Below are 25495 nucleotides of genomic sequence, written 5' to 3' on the forward strand. Positions count from 1 at the left end.
GAAGTGTCCTCCGCTGCGCGACGCGCGGTAGGGCCCCGCTCGCGAATCCTTGTCCACCATGGACACCATCACTCGTACCCCCGGCGGCGCCCTGGCGCGGCTGGCCGGCTGGGCGCAGCGCCACCGGTGGCTCGCCGTCGCGCTCTGGGCGCTGGTCCTCATCGGCGTCACGTTCACCGCCCAGCTCGCCGGCAGCGCGTTCCACGACGACAACTCGTTGCCCGGCACCGAATCCCAGCAGGTCGTGGACCTGCTCCACAGCACCGCCCAATCCGGCGCGAGCGCGCAGATCGTGCTGAAGGCCGACGGCGGGCTCGCCGCGAACCGCGCGCCGATCGCCACCATGCTCGGCGAGGTCCGGTCCCTGCCGCACGTGCGCTCGGTGAGCGACCCGCTCGAGACGCTCTCGGCCGACGGGCGGATCGGCTACGCCACCGTCACCTTCGACGCGGCTTCGACCGACCTGCCCTACGACGACATCGTGAAGTTCGCCGACACCGCGAAGCGGGCCGGCCCGGTCGAGGTCGCGCTCGCCGGGGACCCGATCGAGCGGACGGCCAAGAGCGGTGGCCCCGCGGAGGGTGTCGGCCTGCTCGCCGCGCTGGTCATCCTCGTGTTCCTGTTCCGCTCGCTGCTCGCGGCCGGGCTGCCGGTGCTCACCGCGGTGTTCGCCGTCGGCAGCACACTGGGCGTGATCACCGTCGTCTCGCACTTCGTCGACATCGCGAGCTACACCTCGCCGCTGATGATGCTGGTCGGGTTCGGCGTCGGCGTCGACTACGCGTTGCTGATCTTTTCCCGCTACCGCACCGAAATCCTCGCCGGCTACGATCGCGACTCGGCCGCGCGGCGGGCGCTCGACACCGCCGGCCGCTCGGTGTTGTTCGCCGGGACGACCGTGATCATCGCGCTGCTCGGCCTCCTCGCGCTCGGGCTCGGCGGGCTGCGCGGGGTCGCGCTGGCCGTCGCGCTCACCGTCCTGATGACGATGCTCGCGTCCGTCACGCTCCTGCCCGCGCTGCTCTCGCTGTTCGGCAAGCGGGTCGAACGCGGGATCCGCCGGCACGCTCTTCGGAAGGAGCACGGCAAGGCGTGGCGACGGCTCGCCGACGGCGTCCAGCGACGTCCGGTGGCGCCGCTCGCCATCGGCTTGACCGTCCTCATCGGACTGTCCATTCCGGCCGCCGGGATGCGCCTCGGGTTCGCCGACGCGAGCACCGACCCGGCCGGTTCCACCACGCGGCAGGCCTACGACCTGCTGGCCGAGGGCTTCGGCCCGGGCTTCACCGGCCCGCTCGCGATCGTCACCGAAGACGGTGACACCCTCGCGCTGCAACGGAAACTCGCGGACACCCCCGGCATCGCCCGGGTCCTGCCGCCGACGGGCAAGACCGTCCTGGTCTTCCCGGCGACGTCACCGCAGGACGAAGCGACCGCCGAACTGGTGACGCGGCTGCGCGCCGACGTCCTGCCGACGCTGCCGGGTCACTACCTCGTCGGCGGCTCGGTCGCGGCCGCGACGGACTTCGCCGGCGCAGTCGCGGATCGGCTGCCGTTGTTCGTGCTGGTCGTCGTCGGGCTGTCGGCGCTGCTGCTCATGGTGGTGTTCCGGTCGATCCTGATCCCGCTCAAGGCGGCGCTGCTGAACCTGCTGAGCATCGGCGCGTCCCTCGGCGTCATGACGCTGGTGTTCGGCGACGGCTGGTTCGGCGCGCAGCCGGGCCCGATCGAGGCGTTCGTGCCGGTGATGATCTTCGCGATCGTCTTCGGGCTGTCGATGGACTACGAGGTGTTCCTGGTCTCCCGGATGCACGAGGAGTGGCGGCGAACCGGCGACGCGCGGCTGGCGGTGCGCGAAGGCCTCGCCTCGACGGGCGCCGTGATCACCGCGGCCGGCGCGATCATGGTGCTCGTGTTCGGCGCGTTCCTGCTGGACCCGTCCCGGATGCTGGCGCAGTTCGGTCTCGGCCTGGCGGTCGCGGTGCTGCTGGACGCGCTGGTGATCCGCTGCCTGCTCGTCCCGGCGATCATGCGGCTGCTCGGGGCCAGGGCCTGGTGGCTGCCGCGGTGGCTGGACCGCCGGCTCCCGCACTTCGCGCTGGAGCCCTAACTCGCCCAGGTCGCCGGCGTCTCGGACAGGCGGAAGTCCAGGCTGCCGCCGCGCAGGAAGGACGCGTCTACCTTCCAGTCGCGCTGCGGCCGGCCGTCCCGGCGGACGTCCAGGACGTACTTCCCGCTCCCCGACGACGTGATCCGGATCGGTGCGCCACCCGCCGGCCGGATCACGGCGCCCGGGAACAGCGGGCTCGACAGCAGCAGCTCGCCCGAACCCGGCGTGCGCGGGTAGACGCCGAGCGCGGCGAAGACGTACCAGGCGGACATCGTGCCGAGGTCGTCGTTGCCGGGCAGCCCGGACGGACCGGTGCCGTAGACGGAGTTCACCAGCTGCCGGACGGTCTCCTGGGTCTTCCACGGCTGCCCGAGCTCGTTGTACAGCCAAGGCGCGTGGATGTCGGGCTCGTTCGTCGGGTCGTACTTGAGCGGGCCGCCGCCCTTCAGCAGCCAGTTGCCTGCGCCGTCGTGGAAGAACCCGTCGAGCCGGGTGACCGCGGTGGCCTTGCCGCCCATCGCGGCGGCGAGACCGGAGACGTCCTGCGGGACCATCCACGTGTAGGCCGCCGCGCTGCCCTGCGCGAAGCCGCGGTCGCTCCCCGGGTCGAACGGCGTCACCCAGCTGCCGTCGACGTTGCGGGCCTGCGTGTAGCCGGTGTCCGGGTTGAAGACATTGCGCCAGTACGCGCCCCGCGCGTGCAGCGCCGCGGCTTCGCTTGTGCGACCCAGCAGGTCCGCGAAATGTCCGAGTGCGGAGTCGGCGACGGAGTCTTCCAGCGTCTCCGCGGCACCGCCCCAGCAGTGACAGACGTCGTTGGGCGCGTAGTGCGAAGTCAGGTACTGCGCAAGGTTGGGCCGCTGGCCGACGCACTGCCCGGGGCAGCCGCCGTCCTGCAGGCCCTCGGGACGCGGGACCGTCGCCTGCTTGTAGAGCGAGTCGAACGCGCCGCGGTAGTCGAAGTTGCGGACGCCCATCGCGTAGAAGGTCGCGATCGTCGCCGCCGACGGGTCGCCGGTCATCACGTGCGTCGCGCCGTTGACGTGCACCCAGCGGTCCCAGACGCCGTCGTTCTGCTTCGCGTAGTTGAACAGCGATTGCGCGAAGTTCCCGGCGACGCGCGGCTCTGCCAGTGCCAGAAGCTGCACTTGCGCGCGGTACTGGTCCCAGCCGGAGAAGTTGGAGTACTGCGCGTCCTGCCCGTGTTCGACGCGGTGCGGCTTCCGGTCCATGCCGAGGTACTGGCCGTCGACGTCGCTGACGAGGTTGGGCTGCTGCAGGCTGTGGTAGAGCGCGGTGGTGAAGGCGATCCGCTGGTTGGCGGTGCCGCCGGTGACCTGGACCCGGTCGAGTTCGGCGTTCCAGGCCTTCTTCGTCCGGGCGGCCAGGCTGTCCACAGTGGACTTCTTCGGCTGTTCGGCCCGGAGGTTGCGTTCCGCGCCTTCGAGGGAGACGTAGGAGATCGCGATCCGCATGGTGACCGTGCTGCCGGGCGCGAAGGTGACGTAGCCGCCGGAACCGCGTCCGGCGCGGTCCTTGCCGGTGGCGTAGCCCTCGCCGCCGGTCTGGTCGGTGCCGCCGGGCTGGAGCGTCGCGTCCTTCCACGTCCCGGTGCCGGTGACGGGCTGGTCGAACTGCGCGGTGAAGTACAGGCGGTAGTAGGACTTGCGGTTGTTGACGCCGCCGTTCGCGCGGCGGCCGCAGAAGGCGCCGGTGAGCACGGACCCGGTCACGCGCCGGTTCGCCGCGTCCAGGTGCGTCTCGGCGTCCTCACTGCCGTTGAGCGAGTTCGACGTCCGGAAGAGCAGGCTGGCCGGCTTGCCCTGCGGGTACGACAGCGTGCCGATCGCGGTCCGTTCGGTGGCGGCGACATCGGTCGTGACGCCGTTCTGCAGGCCGAGCCGGTAGCGGCCGGGCGTCGCGGCTTCGTCGGCGTGGCTGAAGTTGCTCGCGTAGACGGCGTCGGCGGTGTCGGCGGTCGGCGACGAGGTGACGGCACCGGCGAAGGGCAGGATCGGCACGTCCCCCGCGGCGCCAGGATTGCAGCCGGCGCCGTTGACGTGGGTGAGGCTGAAGCCGCGGAGCCGGGTGACGTCGTACTGGTAGCCGTTGGCGGCGCCGGTGGACGTCTGGTCGCCGCGGGTGCTGGTGGGGCTCCAGGCGAGCATGCCGAAGGGCGCGGTGGCGCCGGGGTAGGTGTTGCCGTCCCCGGCGGAGCCGATGAGCGGATCGACGAAGTCGGCAGAACTCAAGCCGTCGGCTGCTGACATCGTTGTCAAGGTCGAGGCGAGCAGGGCGGCGGCGAGCGCCACCGTGAGGGAACGGCGCATGGGCGGAGATTAACCCGCGTTCGGTGGCTTCCGGGCGAACGGAAGCGGACAAATTGGCGGACACGACGAAGGCCGCCACCCACAGGTGACGGCCTTCGTCGGACAGCCTTTATTCGTAGATCTCGCCCTTGGCGGCCTTCTCCACCAGCGAAGCCGGCGGCTCGAAGTGGTCGCCGTACCGGGCGGCCAGCTCGCGGGACCGGTCGACGAAGCCCTGCAGGCCACCCTCGTACTGGTTGATGTACTGGATGACGCCGCCCGTCCAGGCCGGGAAGCCGATGCCGAAGATCGAGCCGATGTTGGCGTCGGCCACCGACGTCAGCACACCCTCGTCGAAGCACTTGACCGTCTCGAGCGCCTCGGCGAAGAGCATCCGCTCCTTGAGGTCCTCGAACGGCACCTCGGCCGAGCCCGACTTGAACGCGTCACGCAGCCCCGGCCACAGCCCGGTGCGCTTGCCGTTTTCGTCGTACTCGTAGAAGCCCGCGCCCGTCGACCGGCCCTTGCGGTCGAACTCCTCGACCATCCGGTCGATCACGGACTCCGACGCGTGCGCCTTCCACGTGCCGCCCGCGGCCTCGACCGCCTCGCGGGTCTCCTTGCGGATCTTGCGCGGCAGGGTCAGCGTCAGCTCGTCCATCAGCTGCAGCGGCGGCGCCGGGTAGCCCGCCTGCGCACCCGCCTGCTCGATCGACGCCGGCTCGACACCCTCGCCCAGCGCGGCGACGGCCTCGTTGATGAACGTGCCGATCACCCGCGAGGTGAAGAAGCCGCGGCTGTCGTTGACGACGATCGGGGTCTTCTTGATCTGCAGCGTGTAGTCGAAGACCTTGGCCAGCGTGGCCGGCGACGTCTTCTCACCGCAGATGATCTCGACCAGCGGCATCTTGTCCACCGGCGAGAAGAAGTGGATCCCGATGAAGTCCTCGGTCCGCTGCACGCCCTCGGCGAGCGTGGTGATCGGCAGGGTCGAGGTGTTGGAACCCAGCACCGCGTCGGCGTTGACGACGCTTTCGATCTCGCCGAACACCTTGTGCTTCAGCTCGACGCTCTCGAAGACGGCCTCGATGACGAAGTCGACGCCCGCGAAGTCGGCCGGGTCACCGGTCGGCTTGATCTTCGCCAGCAGTGCGTCCGACTTCTCCTGCGTGGTCTTGCCGCGCGAGAGGGCCTTCTCCTCGAGCTTGACCGCGTAGCTCTTGCCCTTTTCGGCCGCCTCGAGCGAGACGTCCTTGAGGACGACGTCGATACCGGCCTTCGCCGACACGTACGCGATCGCGGCACCCATCATCCCGGCGCCGAGCACACCCACCTTCTTCGCGGTGTACTTCTCGAAGCCGTCGGGCCGCGAGCCGCCGGAGTTGATGGTCTGCAGGTCGAAGAAGAACGCCTTCGTCATGTTCTTCGAGACCTGGCCGGTGGCGAGGTGGATGAAGTAGCGCGTCTCGATCTGGAGCGCGGTGTCGACGTCGACCTGCGCGCCCTCGATCGCGGCGGCCAGGATCGCCCGCGGCGCCGGCATGTTCGCGCCCTTGATCTGCTTGCGCAGGTTCGCCGGGAACGCCGGCAGGTTGGCCGCGAAGCTCGGGTTCGACGGGGTGCCGCCGGGGATCTTGTAGCCCTTGACGTCCCACGGCTGCACGCCGCCCTCGGGGTTCGCCTTGATCCACGCCTTCGCGGCGGGAACGAGCTCTTCAACCGAACCGACGAGTTCGTGCACCAGGCCGAGCTCGAGCGCCTTGGCCGGGCGGTGCCGCTGGCCCTGCAGCAGGACGTTCAGCAGCGCGCTCTGGATGCCGAGCAGCCGCACGGTGCGGACCACGCCACCGCCGCCGGGCAGCAGGCCCAGCGTCACCTCGGGCAAGCCGATCTGGCTGCCCTTGACGTCGGCGGCGATGCGGTGGTGCGTCGCCAGCGCGATCTCCAGGCCACCGCCGAGCGCGGCGCCGTTGATCGCCGCGACGACCGGCTTGCCGAGCTGCTCGATCCGGCGCATCTGCCCCTTCATCAGGGAGCTGCCCTCGGTCAGCTCGGCCGCGTGCTCGGGCTTCGCCTGGATCAGGTCGTTCAGGTCGCCGCCGGCGAAGAACGTCTTCTTGGCGGACGTGATGACGACGCCGGTGATGGAGTCCTTCTCGGCCTCCAGGCGGTCGACGGTGACGCCCAGCGACTCGCGGAAGGCGGCGTTCATCGTGTTCGCCGACTGGTTCGGGTCGTCCAGGGTCAGGGTGACGATGCCGTCGGAGTCCTGGTCCCAGCGGATGGTCTTGCTCTCGGCCATTGTGGTCCTCACACCCGCTCGATGATGGTCGCGACGCCCATGCCGCCGCCGATGCACAGGGTCACCAGGGCGCGGCGCGCCTGGCGGCGTTCGAGCTCGTCGACCACGGTGCCGACCAGCATCGCGCCGGTGGCGCCGAGCGGGTGGCCCATGGCGATCGCGCCGCCGTTGACGTTGACCTTCTCCTCGTCGAGGTGCAGGTCCTTGATCCACTTGAGCACGACGGAGGCGAACGCCTCGTTGAGCTCCCACAGGTCGATGTCCTCGGGCTTGAGGCCCGCGGTCTTCAGCACCTTTTCGGTGGCCGGCGTGGGGCCGGTGAGCATGATCGTCGGCTCGGAGCCGATCGACGCGGTCGCCACGATCCGGGCGCGCGGCGTGAGCCCGAAGGTCTTGCCGATCTGCTCGGAGCCGACGAGCACCAGCGCGGCGCCGTCGACGATGCCGGAGGAGTTGCCACCGGTGTGGACGTGGTTGATCTTCTCGACCGAGTGGTACTTCTGCAGCGCCACGGCGTCGAAGCCGCCCAGCTCGCCGATGCCGGCGAAGGCGGGCTTGAGCTTGCCGAGGCCCTCGATCGTGGAGCCGGGGCGACGGTGCTCGTCGTGGTCCAGGACCGTGACGCCGTTGATGTCCTTGACCGGCACGACGGACTTGGCGAAGTAGCCACCGGACCAGGCTGCCTCGGCGCGGTCCTGCGAGCGGACGGCCCAGCGGTCGACGTCCTCGCGGGAGAAGCCCTCGATGGTCGCGATCAGGTCGGCGCCGGTGCCCTGCGGGACGATGTAGTTGTCGTAGGCGGTGGCCGGGTCCATGAACAACGCGCCGCCGTCGGAGCCCATCGGCACCCGCGACATCGACTCGACGCCACCGGCGATGATCAGGTTGTCCCAGCCGGAGCGGACCTTCTGCGCGGCGGTGTTGGTGGCTTCCAGGCCGGAGGCGCAGAAGCGGTTGAGCTGCACGCCGGCGACGGTGTCGGGCAGGCCGGCGTTCAGCGCGGCGGTGCGCGCGATGACGGCGCCCTGCTCGCCGACCGGCGAGACGACGCCGAGTACGACGTCGTCGATCACCGCGGGGTCGAGGTTCGGGTGGCGGACCTTCAGTTCGTTGATCAGGCCGACCACCAGGTCGACCGGCTTGGTGCCGTGCAGGGCACCGCCCTTGTTCTTGCCGCGAGGCGTGCGGATCGCCTCGTAGATGTAGGCCTCGCTACTCACTGAACATCTCCTCGCGAGCTGTCGGACGTCGTCGTGCCGTGGCCGATGATACCGGCCAGTAGGGCTAATGGCCATTAACATATCGCCGGATAACCCCATGGTGTCAATGGGTTGCAGGTGTGCCATCAGCCGCTATCGTTCACTCACCATGACCGACGTCGAACGCAGCTCGCGCCCCCGCGACCGCAAGGCCCAGCTGGCCGCGGTGGCGGCGGAGCTGTTTCGCGCCCGCGGCTTCCCGGGGGTGTCGATCAAGGACATCGCGGACGCGGCGGGGGTGACGGGCCCGGCGTTGTACCGGCACTTCGCGGACAAGCAGGCCATCCTGGCGTACGTGGTCCTGAGCGGCTTCGACGATCTGGAGGAGGCGACGGCTTCGGCGCTTTCGGACTCGGTTCCCACGTCTGACCAGCTGGAATCCCTGCTGAGCCGGCTCGCCACCCAGGCCGTCGAACGTCGTGAGATCGCGGCGCTCTGGCGCTGGGAAGGCCGGCACCTGCCGAAGGAGGACCAGCGCGAGATCGCCCGCCGGTCGGCGCTGGCACTGGCGGCGTGGTCGAAGGCTCTGCTGGCCCGGCGCCCGGATTTACCGGCCGAAGACGCCGAGCTGCTCTGCTGGGCAGCGCTGTCGGTGTTCGGCAGCGTGTCGGTCCACCACACGTCGGTGGCCCGCCGCCGCTTCGCTCAACTGCTGGTCGAGCTGGCGCTCGATGTGCTGAACGCCACACTGCCCTCGCCGTCTTCCGTGCCCGAGCCGCCTTCCCTGCGGCTGGGCACCCCGTCCCGCCGGGAGCAGGTGCTGGCGGAGGCAACGGCCCTGTTCGCCCACCGAGGCTTCCACGACGTGAGCATGGAGGACATCGGAGCGGCGGCGGGCATAGCGGGCCCGAGCGTGTACCGCCACTTCCCCAGCAAGGCGGCCCTGATGGTGGCCATCGGCCACCGGGCGGCGGACAGGCTGGCACTGGCGGCGGAGCGGGCCCTCCAGGCCCCGGACGAGCGCTCGGCACTCCAGCGCTTGGCGGCGTCCTACGTGCACACGATCCTGCACACGCCGGAACTGCTGGTGTCGTTCTCCGCGGACCGCGTGACGATGCCCGACCGCGACAAGGCGGATCTGCTGCGGGTTCAGCGTGATTACGTCGCCCAGTGGGTGACGCTGCTGTCGGCGGTGCGCCCTTCGCTGCCGGCACGCGAAGCGAAGATCACCGTCCACGCGGCGCTGACCATCGCGAACGACTTGGCCCGGACACGCCGTGTCGCGTCGAGGCCACACTTCGAGGCGGAGCTGACGACATTGCTGCACACGGTCCTCGGCGTCTCCTGAACCCAAACGCAGATCAGTTCACTACCTTCCGCCCTTCCTGCCAGGCCCGCCGGTCAGGCATCATTGACGTGGCGACTCGGCCGTTTTCCGTTCGTGAGTGAGGATGGGACATGAACACAGTTCTCGAACACGCGAGCCCGGGCGCACCACTAGTCGATTTGAGTGCTGTGCCGCTCAGCGCGCTGCGCACCATGAACAGCCCGGAGCTGCAACGCGCCCTGCGCCGTGTGGTCGACCAATCGGCGGCTCCGCAGTTCTGCGATCAGAAGGCCGACAACAGCTGGCACCACTAGTTGTGACGTCATGCCAGCGGGCCAGAAGCAGATGACACCGGGCGAACTGCCGGTCCACCGGATCGGGACGGCGGATTTCGACGCCATCGCGAACGGAACAGGCGATATCGCCGCTCTGCGGCTGCTGCGCGAAGCGGAACGCAGCAGGAGATTGCTTCTCGTGCGCGCGATCACCGACCTCGTCGCGAAGGATCCGGTGGCGCGCGGGCCGCTCGCGCCCCCGGACGAAGCCTGGGACCTGCTGGCCAGGGCGCAGAACTCGGCTCCCGAGGCCGTCGACCTCCTGCTCGGCCACCCGTACACCGGCACGTGGGCGGGTTATACGATCCGGTTGCTGCGTAGGCAGATCACCGGTGTCTGCCCGCTCTGGACGCACACCGGCCACCTGCACGCCCTCGCGGCCGCGGCGGCGATCCGCGCCGGCCTCGACTTCACCGCAACCATCCCGGTCTGGGCCAGCACCGCGATGCTCCCCGGCCTCGGGGTGGCCCGGTTCCAGGACGGCTCCGAATGTCGCGACAACCGCGGCTTAGCCACGGGCCGGGACTTCCGCTACCCGGAACCACCGGAAACCTACATGGTTGCCGAGGTGCGCCGGACTGGGACCGTCCTGGAACTGGACAACGGCCGTCAGATCGTCCGGGTGCCTGCCGACCCGGCGACGGACGGACCCGGCTGGTGGGGTTTGCGCCAAGTGACGGCTGTTTCCGGTGACCGCGTGCTGTCCCTATGCCTCGACGACCTCGATCCGTACCGTGGTTCCTTCGAACCCGTGCTCCCTCAACGCCTTCCGGCGGACGAGCTGGAGAACTGGAGGCACCTGCTCGACGAGGCCTGGCGGCTGATCGTCCGCTGCCTGCCCGACACGGCGGACGCGTTCCCGATCGGGTTCAGTTCTCTCGTGCCGCGGCCGATGCAGCCGTTCCGCACCACCAGTGCGTCGAGTGGAGAGGCCTTCGGCAGCGCCGTCATTTCCCGCCCCGCCGACGGCGCGTCGCTTGCCGCGTCACTGGTGCACGAGTTCCAGCACAACCGGCTCAGCGGGTTGATGCACCTGCGGCAGCTGCACGGGGACGACCCCACCGAACGGTTTTACACCGCCTGGCGCGACGACCCTCGACCGGTCGGCGGCGTTTTCCAAGGTGTGTATGCCTTTTTCGGCGTCACGGCGTTCTGGCGAGCACTCGCCCGGCTCGAAGGTGAACCGTTCCAACGGATCGCCCATTTCGAATTCGCCTACTGGCGGCAAGCCGTTTGGCAGGTCTTGGAGGTGCTCCGGGCCGATCCGTGGCTGACCGTCGATGGAGGGCGGTTCCTGCGCCGGATCGCCGAGAAACTCGGGCCGTGGCGGCGTGAGCCTGTGCCGACGTCCTCGGCGACCGCGGCGAGCGCGGCCCTGCTCGACCACTACGCCGGCTGGCGGCTGCGTCACCTGCGACCCGACGCGCTGGTCGTCCGGACCTTGGCTGCGGCCTGGTCGGCCGGACGCCCTCGCCCGGCGCTTGGCTTCCTGCCCGACGCCGACCCGACGCCGGTTCCAGACGGCTTGTGGCACCACGCCCGCCTGGATCTGACCCGGCTTTCCCTCACCGATCCCATTGGATTCGTCCGGCGCTGGCAGGACGTGCCGGGAGCGACTTCGGCCGACTTCGCCTACGTTTCCGGTCAGTTCACTCAGGCGGCCGAGGGCTACCGGGCGGAGCTGTCCGCCGATCCGGACAGCCCGACGGCCTGGACAGGGCTGGGACTCGCGCTCTCCCGGGCCGTCACCGGGCCGGCCGGATCCGTGCTGTTGCACCAGCCCGAACTCGTCCGCGCCGTGCACCGCCGGCTGGCGGCCGGCGGTACCGCCCCGGACACGCCGGACAAACTCGCGGGCTGGCTCGGCTGGCTGCGGACCGGCACCCGGCCGGCCCGCAGCTGACCGTCGTTACAGCGGCAGCGGGTCGATGTCACAGTCGGCGCGAACGCGCTTCGACGCGGCGATGGTTCCGGGATGTGAATCCTGCAGGACCAACCGGTACCGCGATAGAACATCGGCGTAGAGCCCTTCGGCTTCCTGGCGCTGCCCGGACTTATCGAGGTCGAGCGCCTGGTTCAGTGCTGCGGCGAGGGTTGTCGGATGATTCTTCCCCAGCACCCGCTCGGCTCGCGCCAGCATGTCGGTTTCCAGCTTCAGGGCAGCCTCGGTTTCGCCGAGCGCCGACAGGTCGCTCGCCAGGTTGATCCCGCACAGCACCGCACTCGGGTGGTCCGGTCCGAGCACTTCGCGCAGCTGTTCCAGGGAACGCTCGTCCAGTTGTCGTGCCTCGGCGGCGTTTCCGAAGAGACGTAGCGTCACGGCCAAGTCGACTGCCGCGGCCACCGTGTGCGGGTGGTGTTCACCCAAGTTGCTCCGATAGCGTTCGTAGATCTGCTCACCCAGTTCCCGTGCGGAACGCAGCTCCTGCGCGTGGCGGAGGTCGATCGAGTACCCCAGTGCGCAGGCCATCACGTTGAAGTTGTCTTCGCCGTAGCGCACGCGGAACCGTTCCAGCACCTCTGCCGCCAGTTCCTTCGCCGCTTCGTGGTCGCCGGCCTTGCGCCGGGAGACCGCCAGGTAAGCCCTCCGGCGTAGGGTTTCCGCGTTGTCTTCGCCGAACAGTTCGCCGACGCGTTCAGCGAGTTTCTCGTTTTCCTTACGGGCCCAGACATAGTCACCGGCTTCCCGACGGTCGATGATGAGCCCCATCCATGAGCTCAACGTCTCCGCGTGGTCGTAGCCGAGAACTTCAGTTTGCCGCTGGTAGTTCGCTTCGTCCAGCTCGGCGGCTTCACGGTATTGGCCCGTCAAACGCAGGTTTGTGCAGTGAATCCGCGCCGCGCGCAGGGTAACCGGGTCGTCTTCACCGAAAAGCCCGTTGGCCTTGTGGTAGACGTCTTCAGTCAGGTCGCGGGACGCCAAGAAGTCGCCGCGCGCGGACAGGTCACCGGAAACCGCAATCTGGGCGGCGAGTGTCTCTTCACTGTTGTCACCGGAGAGTCGCCGACGCGTTTCAAGCAGTGTTTGGTTGATTTCCGCCGCATCGGCGTATTTGCCGGTAACCCAGTAGTAATAGCCCAGCCGCTCGGCAGCCTGCATCGTCTGCTCGTCGTCGGAGCCGAGCCGCTCGGTCCAGTCCTCATGCGCTGTTTTCGCGAGACGTAGTGCCTCGTCGTGGTCCCCCCACTGATACAGGTACCGCATCAGGTTGATCACGAGCTCGCGAACCCAGCGGTCGTCGCATTCGACGATCTCTGAAGGATATACATGCGGCAGTATTTCTTGATACCGCGGCCACTGCTTCGACGAAGTAGGATCTCCGGGGTCGCGTTTCGCGAGCAGAGAGTGAGCGCCGTGTCGCATCTCCGCCCGGTGCTGCGGGGTCATCCGGTCGCGGAGTACGATTTGCACCAAGCGGTGCAGCACAATCGAGTTGGTGCGATGGTCGATCTTCGCCAGGCTATATCGATTGATATCCCGGATAGCCCGCGCTAATTTCATCGGATCGCGAAGAGCCGTATCGATCTCGGGCAATATTGAAATACTACCAACACCAGAGAAGAACGCTCGAGAAATCGGCTCCGGAGCGAAAAAGGCGCAGATCTGAAGAAGCTGGTGCGCCATAGGATTTCGCTTGCCCAACTCTTCGAAGGCAACGTTCCAAGCAGCGGCAACCGAAACCTCGTAGTCCGCAGGACTCGAAGTGTCGAGGATTTCCGCGACTTTCTCGTCAAACAAACGCAGGTATTCCTGCACCGGCATGCCGGTTTCGGCGCGCCAGGCGGCGGCCTGTTCGATCGCGAGCGGAAGGTCTCCAAGCCGTTCCGCCAACTGCTCGGCCTCGGCCACATCGATCTCCGGGCCGCGCCGACGCAGCAGCTCAACACTCTCCGCGCGCTCGAACACGGCAACTTCCAGCGGCCTGGCGACACTGGCCCACTCTGCGTTGCGAGAGGTGATGAGAATTTCTCCAGGGCCATTGGTGGGAAAGAATTGGCGGACCATCGCGACGTCTTCGGCCGAGTCGAAGACCAACAGCCAGCGTCGATAAGGCCTCCCGATCCGCAGCGCTTCGCGCACGGCTGGAATCGCCGTGTTCGCTTCACCGGAACCCGGGAGATTCAACGCCTGGGCGAGTTCGGTCAGGGCTACCCGAATCTGGGCCGCCTCAGTGGCAGAAATCCACCAAACAATATCGTATTCCCGGAGGTGACCATAGATATATTCGACGGCCATCTGTGTTTTGCCGATACCGCCCATACCATGCAGGGCCGACGGCAGGACGGCCGTCGTCCCGGACATGACCCGCTCGCTTAGTTCCCGGAGCAATTCCTGACGTCCCGTAAAGTTGGGGTTCCGAGGCGGCACACTGCCCCAGACGAGCGGGACATCCTCGGCCGGACTGTCCCGGTGCTCGAGGGTAAAGATCGACCGATGGCCGGGCTGGGCGCCCCCGTCCCCGACCGCCAAACGCTCGAGCGACTCCGGGGCCCGGCGGACCTGATCGTCCACCGCCTCTCCGACGGTGGTGACTGCGGACGGGGAAGCCTCGGAAGGCGCGGGCACTTTGGCCATAGCATCGATCACCGGTTCACTATCATAGGAGGATGAATTTTTCTTACTAGAAGTACCTCGATTTACCCCGGAAACAGCGGACGACACTGACACTGTCGCCGAATCGGGTGCCTTAGGGGAAAATTCACCCGAATGGTCACGCTCTTTCGAATGAAGGCGACTGGCACGAGAGGAATAAGGACCACTGAGGGCCTGCATTATCACTCGTTCGAGTGCAATATCGCGTACTGGAACCACCTGGGCGTCCGGGTCGCGCGTGGCATCCGGTGCGTTGATGGCGTCCCGCAGCCGGGTTATAGTCCCGAAGCGGGCCTCGGTGGCGCGGACAACCTCCGCGGTGTCGGCACGCCGGGCCCCGCTCAGCAACACCTGCCGGACCGAAGCCGGGAAGTCGAACACCGTTGTTTCGTCGCCGACCGCCGCGGCAAGCCGCAGCAACCCGCTCGTCAGCACTTCCGTCAAGTGCTCTGGCCGGGCCTCGGGAAGGAGTTCGTCCTGGACGAACCGCGCGACCGAAAGGTTCGCCGGCACCGCGGCGAGCATGGTCGCCAGCCGATATGCTGGCGGCGAAGCGACGCTCAAGAACCGGCGCACCCGTTCGCGGGCACTGCCCGGATCAACGATGTCCTCTCTACCCTCGAGGGGCGCCCCGTTCAAGCCGCTCAGCAGTACTCGAGCGGGGACGAAACCTTTGTGCTCACCGGCAACCAGCCTGGCCCACCACCGGAGCCACCGCGGGCCGAGCTCCATCACGGGGACCGGGATGGCTCCGCCGTCCTTGGCCGCGGCCAGCTCCGGATCCGCCCACGCCTCCGGCAGTTCCCAGCTCCACTGGCTGTTGGGTGCGACCGGCACCCGGACGTTCAGCCGTGCCCGTTGCAGGTCCATGCCCCGCGACCACAGTCGCTGCGGCAGCACATGCAGGACGGCCGTGGGCATCACCGACGCCCACTCGGCAAGCACGGCGGAGACGCCGCCGGATCGCCAAAGATCACCGACGCCGTCGGTGATCACCAGAACCAGGCGCCTTCCGGTAGGGTCGATCAATTCGGAAGGGTCACGCGGCGCCGAGGAGGACGTCTCGCCGTACAGCCGGGGCCGGCCACCTCGGTGGCCACTACTCTGCGTGTCGAGACGCCGGTACTGGATTGTCCGGAAGGCACCGAGTTGTTCGAGACCGGCGCGAAATGCCTTCACAGTGCTCCGCCACAGTGTCATCGACCGGGTCGAGTCGACTACGATGGTGAGATCCAGCCAGCGTTCTAGTTCGGGTTCGGTCACCGGCCACCAGAATCCGCTTTCGGCAACCCGCTCTGCCGTCGCGGCTTCATCGACGGTGACGACGTGCTCATGCCAGGCCGGCACCCTTCGCTTTAGCGTTCGCAGCGTCCGAACAATAACGGAAGGCTGGACCGCTACGGAAGCGGGTTGGGGTTGCGGCCGGGAGCCGGGATCTGGCACCGGTGGGACTTCGACGATGCCGGCGACAACCGAAGCTGGGTATTCGAGCCGCGGAGCAGCTTCTGCCCACGTCACAGGCGGTGGCGGTGGCGGTGGCAAGGGAATCGGCGGCCTGTCCCCGGATCGAGGGACTTCCGGTGGCCGCTGGGGCGTCGACGGCTGCACCCGCGCCTCGTCAGTCCGTGTCGCCGCGATCAACCACAGAGCATCGGCGACATCACGTACGTCCGGACGACCGGATTCCCCGGGCGAACGTCTTTCCCCCGCATCGGTGAACCGCGATCCCGCGCCGTCGGGACCGGGAGCCGGCGAAACGGGCGGCCGGCCCACGTCATTGCACCGCCGACAGACGCCGCCAAAGAGCGTCCACCAGCCGCTCCCACGTCACGTCGCCACGGTAAGCGCCGGACGTGGCCAGATACATGGCATCGAGAAGCTTCCCACTGGGCAGGCGGTCGTCACCGGACGCGCTGCGCCGCACGAACTGCTCGATCAACTCGTTCTGCAGACCGGCACCCAGCTTGTGCCGGTTTTCTTCCGAATCGTGCAGGTGGGCGACGACCATCGCGGCCAATTGCTCCGGGTCCGGATCGGGCATTTCCAGCTGCAGGCAGCGTCGCAGGAAAGCGGGGGGAAATTCCCTTTCCCCGTTACTTGTAATGATGACAATGGGAAACGCATTACACCGGATCTGCCCGCCGACGACAGGAGCCTTCTCGCCGGGATCATCGGTGAACACCGTCGCTTCGGGAGTGTGACTGCGAATCCGTTCGAGTTCGGGAACGCGAAACTCTCCGTCTTCGAAAATGCTGAGCAGATCGTTCGGGAGATCGGCTTCGCTTTTGTCCAGTTCGTCGATCAGCAGGACGCGGGGCACCCGGCGCGGCAGGAATGCGGTCCCCAGCACACCGAGCCGGAGGAACTCACCGATCGGCGGTTCGGGCGCGGGACTGGTTCGTTCACCCTGCGTGGCGAACCGGGCGCTCGCCGCCTGGATCCGGCCAATGGCGTCGTAATGGTAGAGCCCGGAATCAAGCGTGGTCCGACTGGTGATCGGCCACCGCAGAACTCGGCCCAGCTGAAGTTCGGCCGCAAGTCGATACGCGAGCGTCGACTTCCCGGTTCCAGGGCGGCCGGTGACAAGCAAGGGCCGCCGGAGGTACAGTGCAGCATTGATCATGTCCAGCTCGGCTGGTCCAGTGCGTTGAGCCGATTGCGAATGCTCGCTCCCGAGCCGCCGGGCGACGTCGCGGTCGTCACGCGGCGGGTCGTCCGAATCCGGCAACGGGCCACCGTCGAAGTCCCGCCACGGCGGTGGCGGCGGCAGGATGTCCGTCAACCCGAGATCGTGGATTGGCCGCCCGGTGCCGCGGTATACCCACCAGTCCGACGACGCGAGACGAGAGGCGTCGCGGACCTGCGCCGCCTCGCCCCCGTCAAGACGCTCGCTCTCGGTCATCCCGGATATCCCCTCGCTGCCACGGGAAAGCCGGCGGTTGGTCAAGAACGAGACGGCTCGGATCGTCCCACAGCACCACCAGATCCCGCACTGGATTATCCCGATGGAAGCCGGTTTCGGGAAGAGGAAGACCGGCACGCACTCGGTTTTTCTTGGCCTGCATCGGCAAATCGCCTAGACCGGAATCTCCCTTGGCAAGCTCGGTGATCAACTCACGAAGGACGTCGAGTGGCGCGTCAGGGTGCCATAGTACCGCCGGGATACCCGACCGCAAAGCCACTGTCAAGCTGTCCCCGTCCCCACCGGCTTCCAGCGGCGGAGCCGAACCGAGGACCACCAATCCCCATCGCAAGTCGGAAAGAACCACGTCAAGTCCCGCAGCCTGGGTGCCGTTTTCGTAGTACACGCTCTCGGCTGACGGATTCGCCATGAACGCCTCCCAGTGCTGGTTCCACACCCGGTGCCAGTGCTTCGAACGCATGCGCTCCAGCGAACGGACGGAAATGAGGTAATCGATCGAAAGCGGCCGGGGCATGCCGGATTCGTGCTCGCGGCGCCAGAGCTGCACGGGCAGGTTCAGCAGTGCCCGCGGGAGCACGAACTCCAGCGCAACGGACCCTCGGTGATCAGCCCACACCCGTTCCGCGTCCACCACCAGGCTGTCGACATATCGTTCGAGGTCGGCGGCCAGGACTTCCGCCGTGCCGCCGTGCGGTGGCGGCCACTCCCCGGGAAGCCGTTGACACCAATGGGAAACCTGGTACAAGCGCGGGTCTATTCCATCATGGTCGACCAGGATCATCAAGTGCAGTCGCCCCTCCCGCGACGGCGTGGCGATCGTGGCTCGACGCGCTCTCAGCTGGGCTTCGAGCCGCAGCCTCCTGGCCTGGTAGTCGTTCCATTCGGTCAGCCGCAACCCGAGTTCGCCGCCGGACTGGTGGGCGACGAGCTCCAGGAGCGTGAACGCCGGCGGAATTCCGTCGGTGTCGGCGTTGAAATCGGCCAAGTGGGTGAAGGCCTCCCACACGGTGCGCAGCACGGGTGGCAACGGCGAGCCGAGCCCGCTCGCCCGGTGGACCAGCTCACCGAGCCGGGGCACTTCGACGCCGGCCAGCCACTGGTGCAGCCGATGGCGCTCGGCGCGCGGCAGCAGGTCCAGCACCCGCGGCCGCTCCACCAGGTCCCGGACGCGTTCGGACTCCGGGGACCCGGGCCGCATGAAGGCGACGGCACCGACCAGCGCCTGCATGCCGTTCTGATAGCGCTCGCAGGCGGAAACGACTTCGATCAGGGAGCTGCGTGGGGTGGGGTGCCGGGGAACCGCCAGTTCGACGCCGAGAGTTTTGCCGACGAGGCTGACCACGACGGCCAATTCCTCGGCCAGGCCGGCTTCGGCCAGCACGTCGACGACTGCCTCTCCGATCACGTGTCCCGCCACCTGGCGCAGCACCCCCTACCCACTTCGCACGGGACGGAACCGGCGTCTTCGCCCCTGCGGATCGAACGCAGTTGCGCAGATCTTACCCGGCGAAAGGGCTACCGCCGGTTGCCAAAAAGATGTCACGACGGGCTCTCTTCGGGCCAGTTGCCAACACTGTCGATCAGCCGCCGCACCGGCGCAGATCCGGGTTCCAGCAGTTGCACCACGTCGACGAGTTCGGCGAGCCCGCCGCGATAACGCAGGCACGTACCGGCGATCTCCAAGACGTGCAGGCGGGTTTGCGGGTGATAAGCCACAACCGTCGAGATCTCGGGCCGGAGCCGCTTGAGCAGCATCCTCCGGCTGCTTTCCTCGGTGACGGCCGGAATGTCCAGGAGTAGTTCCGTCAGTTCCAACACCCGGTCGGCAGTGGCGGGCTCCGCGGTGCGATGCACAGCGCGAAGGCCCGGCCGTACAGCGACGGGCGCACCACCGAGCAGCCGCAGCCACGCTTCGGTCTTCGTTTCCTTGTTCGTAATGGGAATTCGGTGGTACGAGGACGCGTCCGCTGCCGGGTCCGCGCGGACGACGTCCTGGTAGAACGTGTTCGACACCACCAGCGCCAGCACGGCTTTCGACTGCTTCAACGCATCCTTGACCTCGGTCGCGTCCAGCAGCCGGAACGCGTAACTGTTCGCGTCACTGACGGTTCCGTGACTGCCCTGATACACCTCGCCCGCGTGCAACGCCACCCGCAGCCGGACGTTTGCCTCCTCCGCGTGCACCTCGTTGTACCGGCGCAACTCGGCCAGCATCCGGTCGGGCAGCTCGGCCACCAGGTCCGCCTTCGCCACCTCGGCCGGCAGGTGGATCATCACGCCGTCGCCGGTGTTCTCCCTGAAGAGGGTGTCCCAGGGGATCCCGGCGTCCGCGAACGCCGTGCGCATGAGCTTCCAGAACCCCTCGTGGACGACGAGCCGGTGGGCCGTCGTCCGCTTGGGGTCGTTGTAGCCGGCGATGTCGACGGCCATGATCGTCTTGTGGTGCGCAGCCGAAACAGAGTGCACGGCACCTCCCCACGTCCCGGGCTCATTGTCCCAGACCCATGCACGCTCGGCCATGTTCGCGCACGGCGTTACGGGGAAACCGGACCACCTTGTCCTTGTTTCGTCCATAATTCGGCGTGCCCACGACACGCCTGCACCTGGTGAGCGCGGATGAGGACCACCGCGTCTCGACCATCGAGCTCTTCTTCGACCTGGTCTTCGTCTACGCCATCACGCAGATCACCCAGCTGATGGCCGACCACCTGAGCCTCACCGGGGTCGGGCAGGGGGTGGCCATGCTCGCCGTTCTGTGGTGGTGCTGGTGCTCCTATGCCTGGCTCGCGACCACCATCCACGTCGACCACGGGATCGCGCGGCTGGCGATGTTCGGTGCGATGGCCGCCATGTTCCTGGTGTCGCTGACCATCCCGGAAGCCTTCGCCGACCACCCCGGCGGGTTGTTCGCGCCCGCTCTGTTCGTCGTCTGCTACGCGCTCGTGCGGCTGCTGCACCTCGTGGCCTACCTCGGTGCCGCGAAACACGATCCGGGGTTGCGGCGGGTGCTGCTCAAGATGTTCGTCGGGCTGCTGCCGAGCGTCGGGCTGCTCGGCGTCGCCGCCTTCCTGAGCGGGCCCTGGCAGCTGGGGCTGTGGGTTGTCGCGCTGCTCGTCGACTACCTCAACGTCTACCTCGCCGGACCGGACGGGTGGCGGCTCAACTCCCCCGCGCACTTCGCCGAGCGGTTCGGGCTCATCGTGATCATCGCGCTCGGCGAGTCGATCGTCGCGATCGGCATCGGGATCGGGGCGCTGCCGATGTCGTGGCTGATCGCCGGCGCGGCCGTGTGCGGGCTGGTGCTGGCCGCGGGGATGTGGTGGACGTACTTCGACGTCGTCGCGCGCGTGTCCGAGCACCGGCTCACCCAGGCCACCGGGGTCGAACGCGCGAAGCTCGCCACCGACTCCTACACCTTCCTGCACCTGCCGCTGATCGCCGGGATCGTGCTGGTCGCCCTGGGCCTCAAAAAGGCCTTCCTCTACATCGCCGACACCGAGCACCACACCCCCGGCGAAGCACTCCACGGCGTGCCGATCTGGACGCTCACCGGCGGCCTCGCGCTCTACCTGATCACGCTGAGTGCGCTGCGCAAGCGCAACCTCGGCAGCTGGAACGTCCAGCGGCTGGTCCTCGGCGTGCTGCCGGTCGCGGCGACGCCGTTGCTGGAGCACGTGCCCGCGGCCGTGCTGCTGCTGATCGCCGCCGCCCTGGTGCTCGGGCTCATCACTTTCGAGCGCATCCGGTTCGCCGAGTGGCGCAGGAAAGTGCACACCGCGCACGCGTAAGTGACCCCACACTGGCGCTGCGCCGTCTGCCGGGTTAACCTACTGGCGAGTAGGTAACGGATGGAGGGCCACATGGCTGCGCCAAGGAAACGGGACGCGATGGGCTGGGGCCTATCCGCGCTGACCCGGCTGGCCGGGAGCAAGGTCGTCGATCGGGCCGGGCTGCGCAAGCCCCTCGAAGGCCTGGTCACCGCGGGGACCCGCAACGGCTTCCGCGTCGCCGGCGCGGCGACCCGGTCGTTCAAGTCGGTGCAGAAGCTGGGCAAGCCCGCGCGGCTCGCGCCGGCCGCCGACACCGGGCTGTTCGACCTCACACCGACCGAGGACCAGCAGCTCACCGTCGAAACGGTGACCGAGTTCGCCGCCGAGCAGCTGCGGCCGGCCGCCGCGGACGCCGACGCCAAGCTCGAGGCGCCCGAAGGCCTGCTGAGCCGGGCCGCCGAGCTGGGGATCAGCCTGGTCGGCATCCCCGAGGAGCTCGGCGGCGTCGGCACGGAACGCTCGGTGGTGACCAACGCGCTCGTCGCGGAAGCGCTTGCGCACGGTGACCTCGGCCTGGCCGTGGCCGTGCTCGCGCCGTCGGCGGTGAGCACCGCGCTGGTCAGCTGGGGTGACGAGCAGCAGCAGGCCGACTACCTGCCCGCGTTCGTCGGCGAACACGTCCCGGCCGCCGCGCTGGCGCTGCAGGAGCAGAAAGCGCTCTACGACCCCTTCAAGCCGGCGACGAAGGCGCGTCGTACGCCGAAGGGCTACCAGCTCGACGGCGTGAAGTCACTGGTCCCGCGGGCGACGCAGGCGGAGCTGTTCGTCGTGTCGGCCGACCTCGAAGGCCGCGGCCCGGCGCTGTTCCTCGTCGAGTCGTCGAACGCCGGGGTGTCCATCGAGGCCGAGCCGGCGATGGGCCTGCGCGGCGCCGCGACCGGGAAACTGCACCTTTCGAACGTCGCCCTCCCCGCGGGCGCCCTGCTCGGCAGCGGGAAGGCGGACGTCTTCGCCGAGGTCGTCCGGCTGTCGCGGCTGGGCTGGGCGGCGCTGGCCGCCGGCACCGCGAAGGCCGTCCTCGACTACGTCGTCCCCTACGTCAACGAGCGGACCGCGTTCGGCGAGCCGATCAGCCACCGGCAGGCGGTGGCGTTCTCCGTCGCCGACATCGCGATCGAGCTGGAGGGCCTGCGGCTGGTGACGCTGCGCGCCGCGGCGCGGGCCGAGCAGGGCAAGCCCTACGCCCGCGAGGTGGCGCTGGCGCGGAAGCTGGCCGTGGACAAGGGCATGCAGATCGGCAACGCGGGCGTGCAGTTGCTCGGCGGGCACGGCTTCGTCAAGGAGCACCCGGTCGAGCGCTGGTACCGGGACCTGCGGGCCATCGGCGTCATGGAAGGCGCCGTCCTTCTCTAGGCTTCGGAAAGGCAAGTCATGATCAACCTGGAAGTCCCCAAGAAGGCCGGCGCGCTGATCAACCAGGCGTACCAGGCCGCGGCCGAGGTGTTCCGGCCGATCTCGCGCAAGTACGACCGCGCCGAGCACACGTACCCGGCCGAGCTGGACATGTTCGCGGCGCTGCTGGACGGCCTCAACTCCTCCGGCGAGGGCGGCGCGGGCGCGGCGGGCGTGCGGCGCTCCGGTTCCGACGAATCGGCCAAGGGAAATCGCAACGGCGCCAACCTGAACGTCGTCCTCGGCACGATCGAGATGTGCTGGGGTGACGTCGGCCTGCTGCTGTCAATGCCGCGCCAGGGCCTCGGCAACGCGGCGATCGGCTCGGTGGCCACGGACGAGCAGCTCGAGCGCTTCTCCGGCATGTGGGCCGCGATGGCGATCACCGAGCCGGCGTTCGGTTCGGACTCGGCGGCGGTCAGCACGACGGCTCGGCTCGACGGCGATCACTACGTGTTGAACGGCGAGAAGATCTTCGTGACGTCGGGCGAGCGCGCGGACGCGGTGGTCGTGTGGGCGACGCTGGACAAGAGCAAGGGCCGCGCGGCGATCAAGTCGTTCGTGGTCGAGAAGGGCACGCCGGGCTTCGAGGTGGTGCGCACCGAGCACAAGCTCGGCATCCGCGCCTCCGACACGGCGGTGCTGCGCTTCGAGAACTGCCGCGTACCTAAGGAGAACCTCCTGGGCACGCCGGAAATCGACACGAAAAAGGGTTTCGCGGGCGTCATGCAGACGTTCGACAACACCCGGCCCCTGGTGGCGGCGATGGCGATCGGCGTGGCCCGCGCGGCGCTGGAGGAGACCAAGCGGATCCTCACTTCCGCCGGCGTCACGATCGACTACGACCGCCCGGCGAACGCGCAGCATGCGGCGGCGGCGGAGTTCCTCCGCCTGGAGGCGGACTACGAGTCGGCGTACCTGCTGACGCTGGAATCGGCGTGGATGGCCGACAACCGCCAGCCGAACTCGCTGCAGGCGTCGATGGCGAAGGCCAAGGCGGGGCGTTCGGTGGTGGAGATCGCGCTGAAGTGCGTCGAGCTGACCGGGGCGTACAGCGAAGAGTCACTGCTGGAGAAGTGGGCTCGGGACGCGAAGATCCTGGACATCTTCGAGGGGACGCAGCAGATTCAGCAGCTCATCGTGGCTCGCAGGATCCTCGGCAAGACGTCAGCTGAGCTGAAGTAGTTGTGATGTAACGGAAATTCGCCCGGTCGCTTGCCCTTCTGGGGGCTCTGCGACCGGGCGGCTTTCGCCTCGGTACGGACAGGGTTTCATGATCAGGCCGCCTCCAGGCCGTCATCGAGGGCAGGCCGGCCCAGACGTTGCGCAAGTCCACACCGGTCGACCCGACACCGTCCGGGACCTGCGGGCCGGCCACCCCGCCGCCGAGGAGGTCACGCCGCTGGGCACCACTGATCGAACGAGACAGCGTCGATCAGCCACCACGCCACCAGGACCACCGCGACGCTGCCCACGGTGATCGCCGGGGAGAGCCAACCGAACAGCTCACACCACGCGTACACCGCGACGGCGGCGAGACTGGTCCGCCACCGTGTCACGACCTGGGCGAGCATCCAGGCCACTGCCTTGCACAGCCACCACAGCGCGACGAACACCACGGCCGCCGCAGCCAAGGCTTCCAGGATCGAGGCCAGGGCGCGGCCGATCTTGTGCAGTACCCATACGCCGAGCCCCAGCCCGGCCAGGGCGATCACCGCGAAGCCGGGAGTCATCACCGATCACCCCGCTTCACCCGCAGGTCCAGCGGCAGCATTCCCAGGCAGGGAGCGCACTGGGTTTCGCCGGGGAGCAGTTTGGCGAAGCGTTTGCAGGAGGCGCAGCGCGTTCAGGTGACCCCCGTTGACGCTGGCCCGTTGTCATCGTTTAGCGTTGTCATTGTTCACTTCCGCTGGTTGTGGACAGCGCAGGAGCGGCAAGGGTGGTAGCCAGACACCGCTTCTGCGCCTTAACAGATCACACGCACCCGCAACAGGACGTGTTTCATCACCTCACGTCATAGCGTGCTTTTTCGCTGATACTGTTGACTTTCCGGGCGTCTACGTGGGACAGCGCCTCGTGGTGATGGCCCCGGTCGACGTCCGCGATCGCCTTGTACAACCGCGCGTTGCCGAGCCGGAACGCCAGCCAGACCGACGGGTTCGCATCGTTCGGTGGCCGGCGGTCCATCACGACCTCGTGGGCGTCCCGCAGCGTCTTCGGCTCACCCTTCCGCACGATCACACCTGCCCGCGCGGGCTTCCAGCAGCGCCGCCAGTTCGTCCGCGTGGTCGCGGAGCCGGCGAAGGAAGACCGCGCATCCCGTCCAGGCGGTCTGGTCCTCCGGCGGCACCAGCGTCACCACGCACAGCCCACCAGCCAGCACCAGCACCGGCGGATGTGACGCGCCCGTCCCGGTCTCCTCCACCGTCACCTCGGTCCCCGCGCCGACCGTCCACCGCAGCCCCAGCCCGTCCCACGTTGCCGTCATGCTGTTCCCAATCCCGGGCCAGGTCGGCGAACCCCTCGGCCGCCGACTCCAACGCCGCCACACACCACCACGGCAACCCGCGCGCCTGCGCCAGCTCATGCCACGCCCGCGACACCCGCCGAGCAGCGTTCGCCGTATTCGTGGCGCCCATCGGCGACAGCGCCGCACAGCCGTGCTCCCACGCGGCCATGTAGTCCCGATACGCCCGCTCCCACGCCTCGACCTGCTCGCGGAAGCCCACCACTGTCACGCCGCCTTCGCCGTCTCGCTGGTCCCGCTGGACCGAGACGCCTTGCTCGTCGCCTGCTTGAACCCGGTCGCGCGGAACACGTAGGACTGGTACTTGAACTCGCCCTGCCCGGCCACACGCGGTTCCGCCGTGAGCCCGTCCAGCTCGATCGGCCGCATCCCGGGCAGAGCCTCCGAGGTGGTCGGGACCGGCTGCACGTCGGCGAGAAGCGTGATCTCGAACGAAGCCCGCTTCGCGCGGGTCTCGGCCGGGTCGGTGACCATGACCTTCCACTGCCGCTTACCCGTCACCTCATCAACCCGCTGCCGCACCGGACGACTGGCGGCCCGGTCCTCCCGCGACTGATACTCGTTGTCCGGCTGAGGTTCACCCCGAACGGTGGACAGGGGCTTACACAGTTCAAGCAACCACTGGCAGCGACTTCTCGTAGTCGTTG

Annotated in this window: 18 protein-coding genes; 7 read left to right on the forward strand and 11 right to left on the reverse strand. The window is 68.3% G+C overall.

Annotated features, from left to right (window positions below):
* The first annotated feature begins 58 nt into the window (after positions 1–58).
* Positions 59–2110, forward strand: a complete 2052-nt coding sequence (locus tag ISP_RS40785) for an MMPL family transporter (protein WP_013229633.1) — start codon at positions 59–61, stop codon at positions 2108–2110.
* Here ISP_RS40785 and ISP_RS40790 read toward each other — a convergent pair.
* The 3 genes from ISP_RS40790 to ISP_RS40800 form a co-directional block, all read right to left on the reverse strand.
* Positions 2107–4440: a GH92 family glycosyl hydrolase gene (locus tag ISP_RS40790; protein ID WP_013229634.1), complete on the reverse strand. Its 2334-nt coding sequence runs from the start codon at positions 4438–4440 to the stop codon at positions 2107–2109. The genes ISP_RS40785 and ISP_RS40790 overlap by 4 nt on opposite strands.
* Positions 4441–4549: 109 nt before the next feature.
* Complete coding sequence (locus ISP_RS40795; RefSeq protein ID WP_013229635.1) at positions 4550–6721, reverse strand: 3-hydroxyacyl-CoA dehydrogenase NAD-binding domain-containing protein; 2172 nt, start codon at positions 6719–6721, stop codon at positions 4550–4552.
* A gap of 8 nt (positions 6722–6729) precedes the next feature.
* A complete protein-coding gene (locus tag ISP_RS40800; protein ID WP_013229636.1) occupies positions 6730–7941 on the reverse strand; it encodes an acetyl-CoA C-acetyltransferase in 1212 nt (403 codons plus the stop codon).
* A gap of 148 nt (positions 7942–8089) precedes the next feature.
* Between ISP_RS40800 and ISP_RS40805 the strand changes: the two genes are divergently transcribed.
* The 3 genes from ISP_RS40805 (at position 8090) to ISP_RS40815 (ending at position 11485) form a co-directional block, all read left to right on the forward strand.
* Positions 8090–9268 (forward strand): TetR/AcrR family transcriptional regulator, encoded by a 1179-nt coding sequence (locus ISP_RS40805; protein WP_013229637.1) that lies wholly within the window; start codon positions 8090–8092, stop codon positions 9266–9268.
* Positions 9269–9378: 110 nt separating this feature from the next.
* A complete protein-coding gene (fxsA, locus tag ISP_RS40810) occupies positions 9379–9561 on the forward strand; it encodes an FxSxx-COOH cyclophane-containing RiPP peptide (RefSeq protein WP_080582951.1) in 183 nt (60 codons plus the stop codon).
* A gap of 10 nt (positions 9562–9571) precedes the next feature.
* Complete coding sequence (locus ISP_RS40815) at positions 9572–11485, forward strand: HEXXH motif domain-containing protein (protein ID WP_230468586.1); 1914 nt, start codon at positions 9572–9574, stop codon at positions 11483–11485.
* A 6-nt stretch (positions 11486–11491) separates the two neighbouring features.
* On the opposite strand, the gene fxsT is transcribed toward ISP_RS40815, so the two are convergent.
* The 4 genes from fxsT to ISP_RS40835 all read right to left on the reverse strand — a co-directional run bounded on the left by fxsT (position 11492) and on the right by ISP_RS40835 (position 19529).
* Positions 11492–15949 (reverse strand): FxSxx-COOH system tetratricopeptide repeat protein, encoded by a 4458-nt coding sequence (gene fxsT, locus ISP_RS40820; protein WP_265049885.1) that lies wholly within the window; start codon positions 15947–15949, stop codon positions 11492–11494.
* 1 nt (position 15950) lies between these two features.
* A complete protein-coding gene (locus ISP_RS40825) occupies positions 15951–17078 on the reverse strand; it encodes an AAA family ATPase (RefSeq protein ID WP_013229640.1) in 1128 nt (375 codons plus the stop codon).
* Positions 17056–18528, reverse strand: coding sequence for a VMAP-C domain-containing protein (locus ISP_RS40830; protein WP_014467704.1), 1473 nt, complete (start codon positions 18526–18528; stop codon positions 17056–17058). The genes ISP_RS40825 and ISP_RS40830 overlap by 23 nt, the downstream gene beginning before the upstream one ends.
* A 110-nt stretch (positions 18529–18638) precedes the next feature.
* The gene (locus ISP_RS40835; protein WP_014467705.1) at positions 18639–19529 is read right to left on the reverse strand and encodes an effector-associated domain 2-containing protein; all 891 of its coding nucleotides are present in this window, start codon (positions 19527–19529) and stop codon (positions 18639–18641) included.
* 152 nt (positions 19530–19681) lie between these two features.
* On the opposite strand from ISP_RS40835, the gene ISP_RS40840 reads away from it, so the two are divergent.
* From ISP_RS40840 to ISP_RS40850, 3 genes are all read left to right on the forward strand, one after another.
* The gene (locus ISP_RS40840) at positions 19682–20887 is read left to right on the forward strand and encodes a low temperature requirement protein A (RefSeq protein WP_013229643.1); all 1206 of its coding nucleotides are present in this window, start codon (positions 19682–19684) and stop codon (positions 20885–20887) included.
* Between the two features lie 99 nt (positions 20888–20986).
* Positions 20987–22282 (forward strand): acyl-CoA dehydrogenase family protein, encoded by a 1296-nt coding sequence (locus ISP_RS40845; protein WP_013229644.1) that lies wholly within the window; start codon positions 20987–20989, stop codon positions 22280–22282.
* An 18-nt stretch (positions 22283–22300) separates the two neighbouring features.
* Positions 22301–23506 carry an acyl-CoA dehydrogenase family protein gene (locus ISP_RS40850; RefSeq protein WP_013229645.1) on the forward strand — a complete coding sequence of 402 codons (1206 nt, stop codon included), beginning with the start codon at positions 22301–22303 and terminating at the stop codon, positions 23504–23506.
* A 209-nt stretch (positions 23507–23715) separates the two neighbouring features.
* On the opposite strand, the gene ISP_RS40855 is transcribed toward ISP_RS40850, so the two are convergent.
* The 4 genes from ISP_RS40855 to ISP_RS40870 all read right to left on the reverse strand — a co-directional run bounded on the left by ISP_RS40855 (position 23716) and on the right by ISP_RS40870 (position 25466).
* Positions 23716–24054: a hypothetical protein gene (locus tag ISP_RS40855; RefSeq protein WP_014467706.1), complete on the reverse strand. Its 339-nt coding sequence runs from the start codon at positions 24052–24054 to the stop codon at positions 23716–23718.
* Positions 24055–24325: 271 nt separating this feature from the next.
* Complete coding sequence (locus tag ISP_RS40860; RefSeq protein WP_230468588.1) at positions 24326–24556, reverse strand: AMED_5909 family protein; 231 nt, start codon at positions 24554–24556, stop codon at positions 24326–24328.
* Positions 24543–24809: a hypothetical protein gene (locus ISP_RS40865; protein ID WP_013229648.1), complete on the reverse strand. Its 267-nt coding sequence runs from the start codon at positions 24807–24809 to the stop codon at positions 24543–24545. Before ISP_RS40865 ends, ISP_RS40860 begins: the two co-directional genes overlap by 14 nt.
* 246 nt (positions 24810–25055) lie before the next feature.
* The gene (locus ISP_RS40870; protein ID WP_034284900.1) at positions 25056–25466 is read right to left on the reverse strand and encodes a hypothetical protein; all 411 of its coding nucleotides are present in this window, start codon (positions 25464–25466) and stop codon (positions 25056–25058) included.
* Between the last annotated feature and the right edge of the window lie 29 nt (positions 25467–25495).

Source organism: Amycolatopsis mediterranei, from assembly GCF_026017845.1.
In the GTDB taxonomy this organism is placed as follows: domain Bacteria; phylum Actinomycetota; class Actinomycetes; order Mycobacteriales; family Pseudonocardiaceae; genus Amycolatopsis; species Amycolatopsis mediterranei.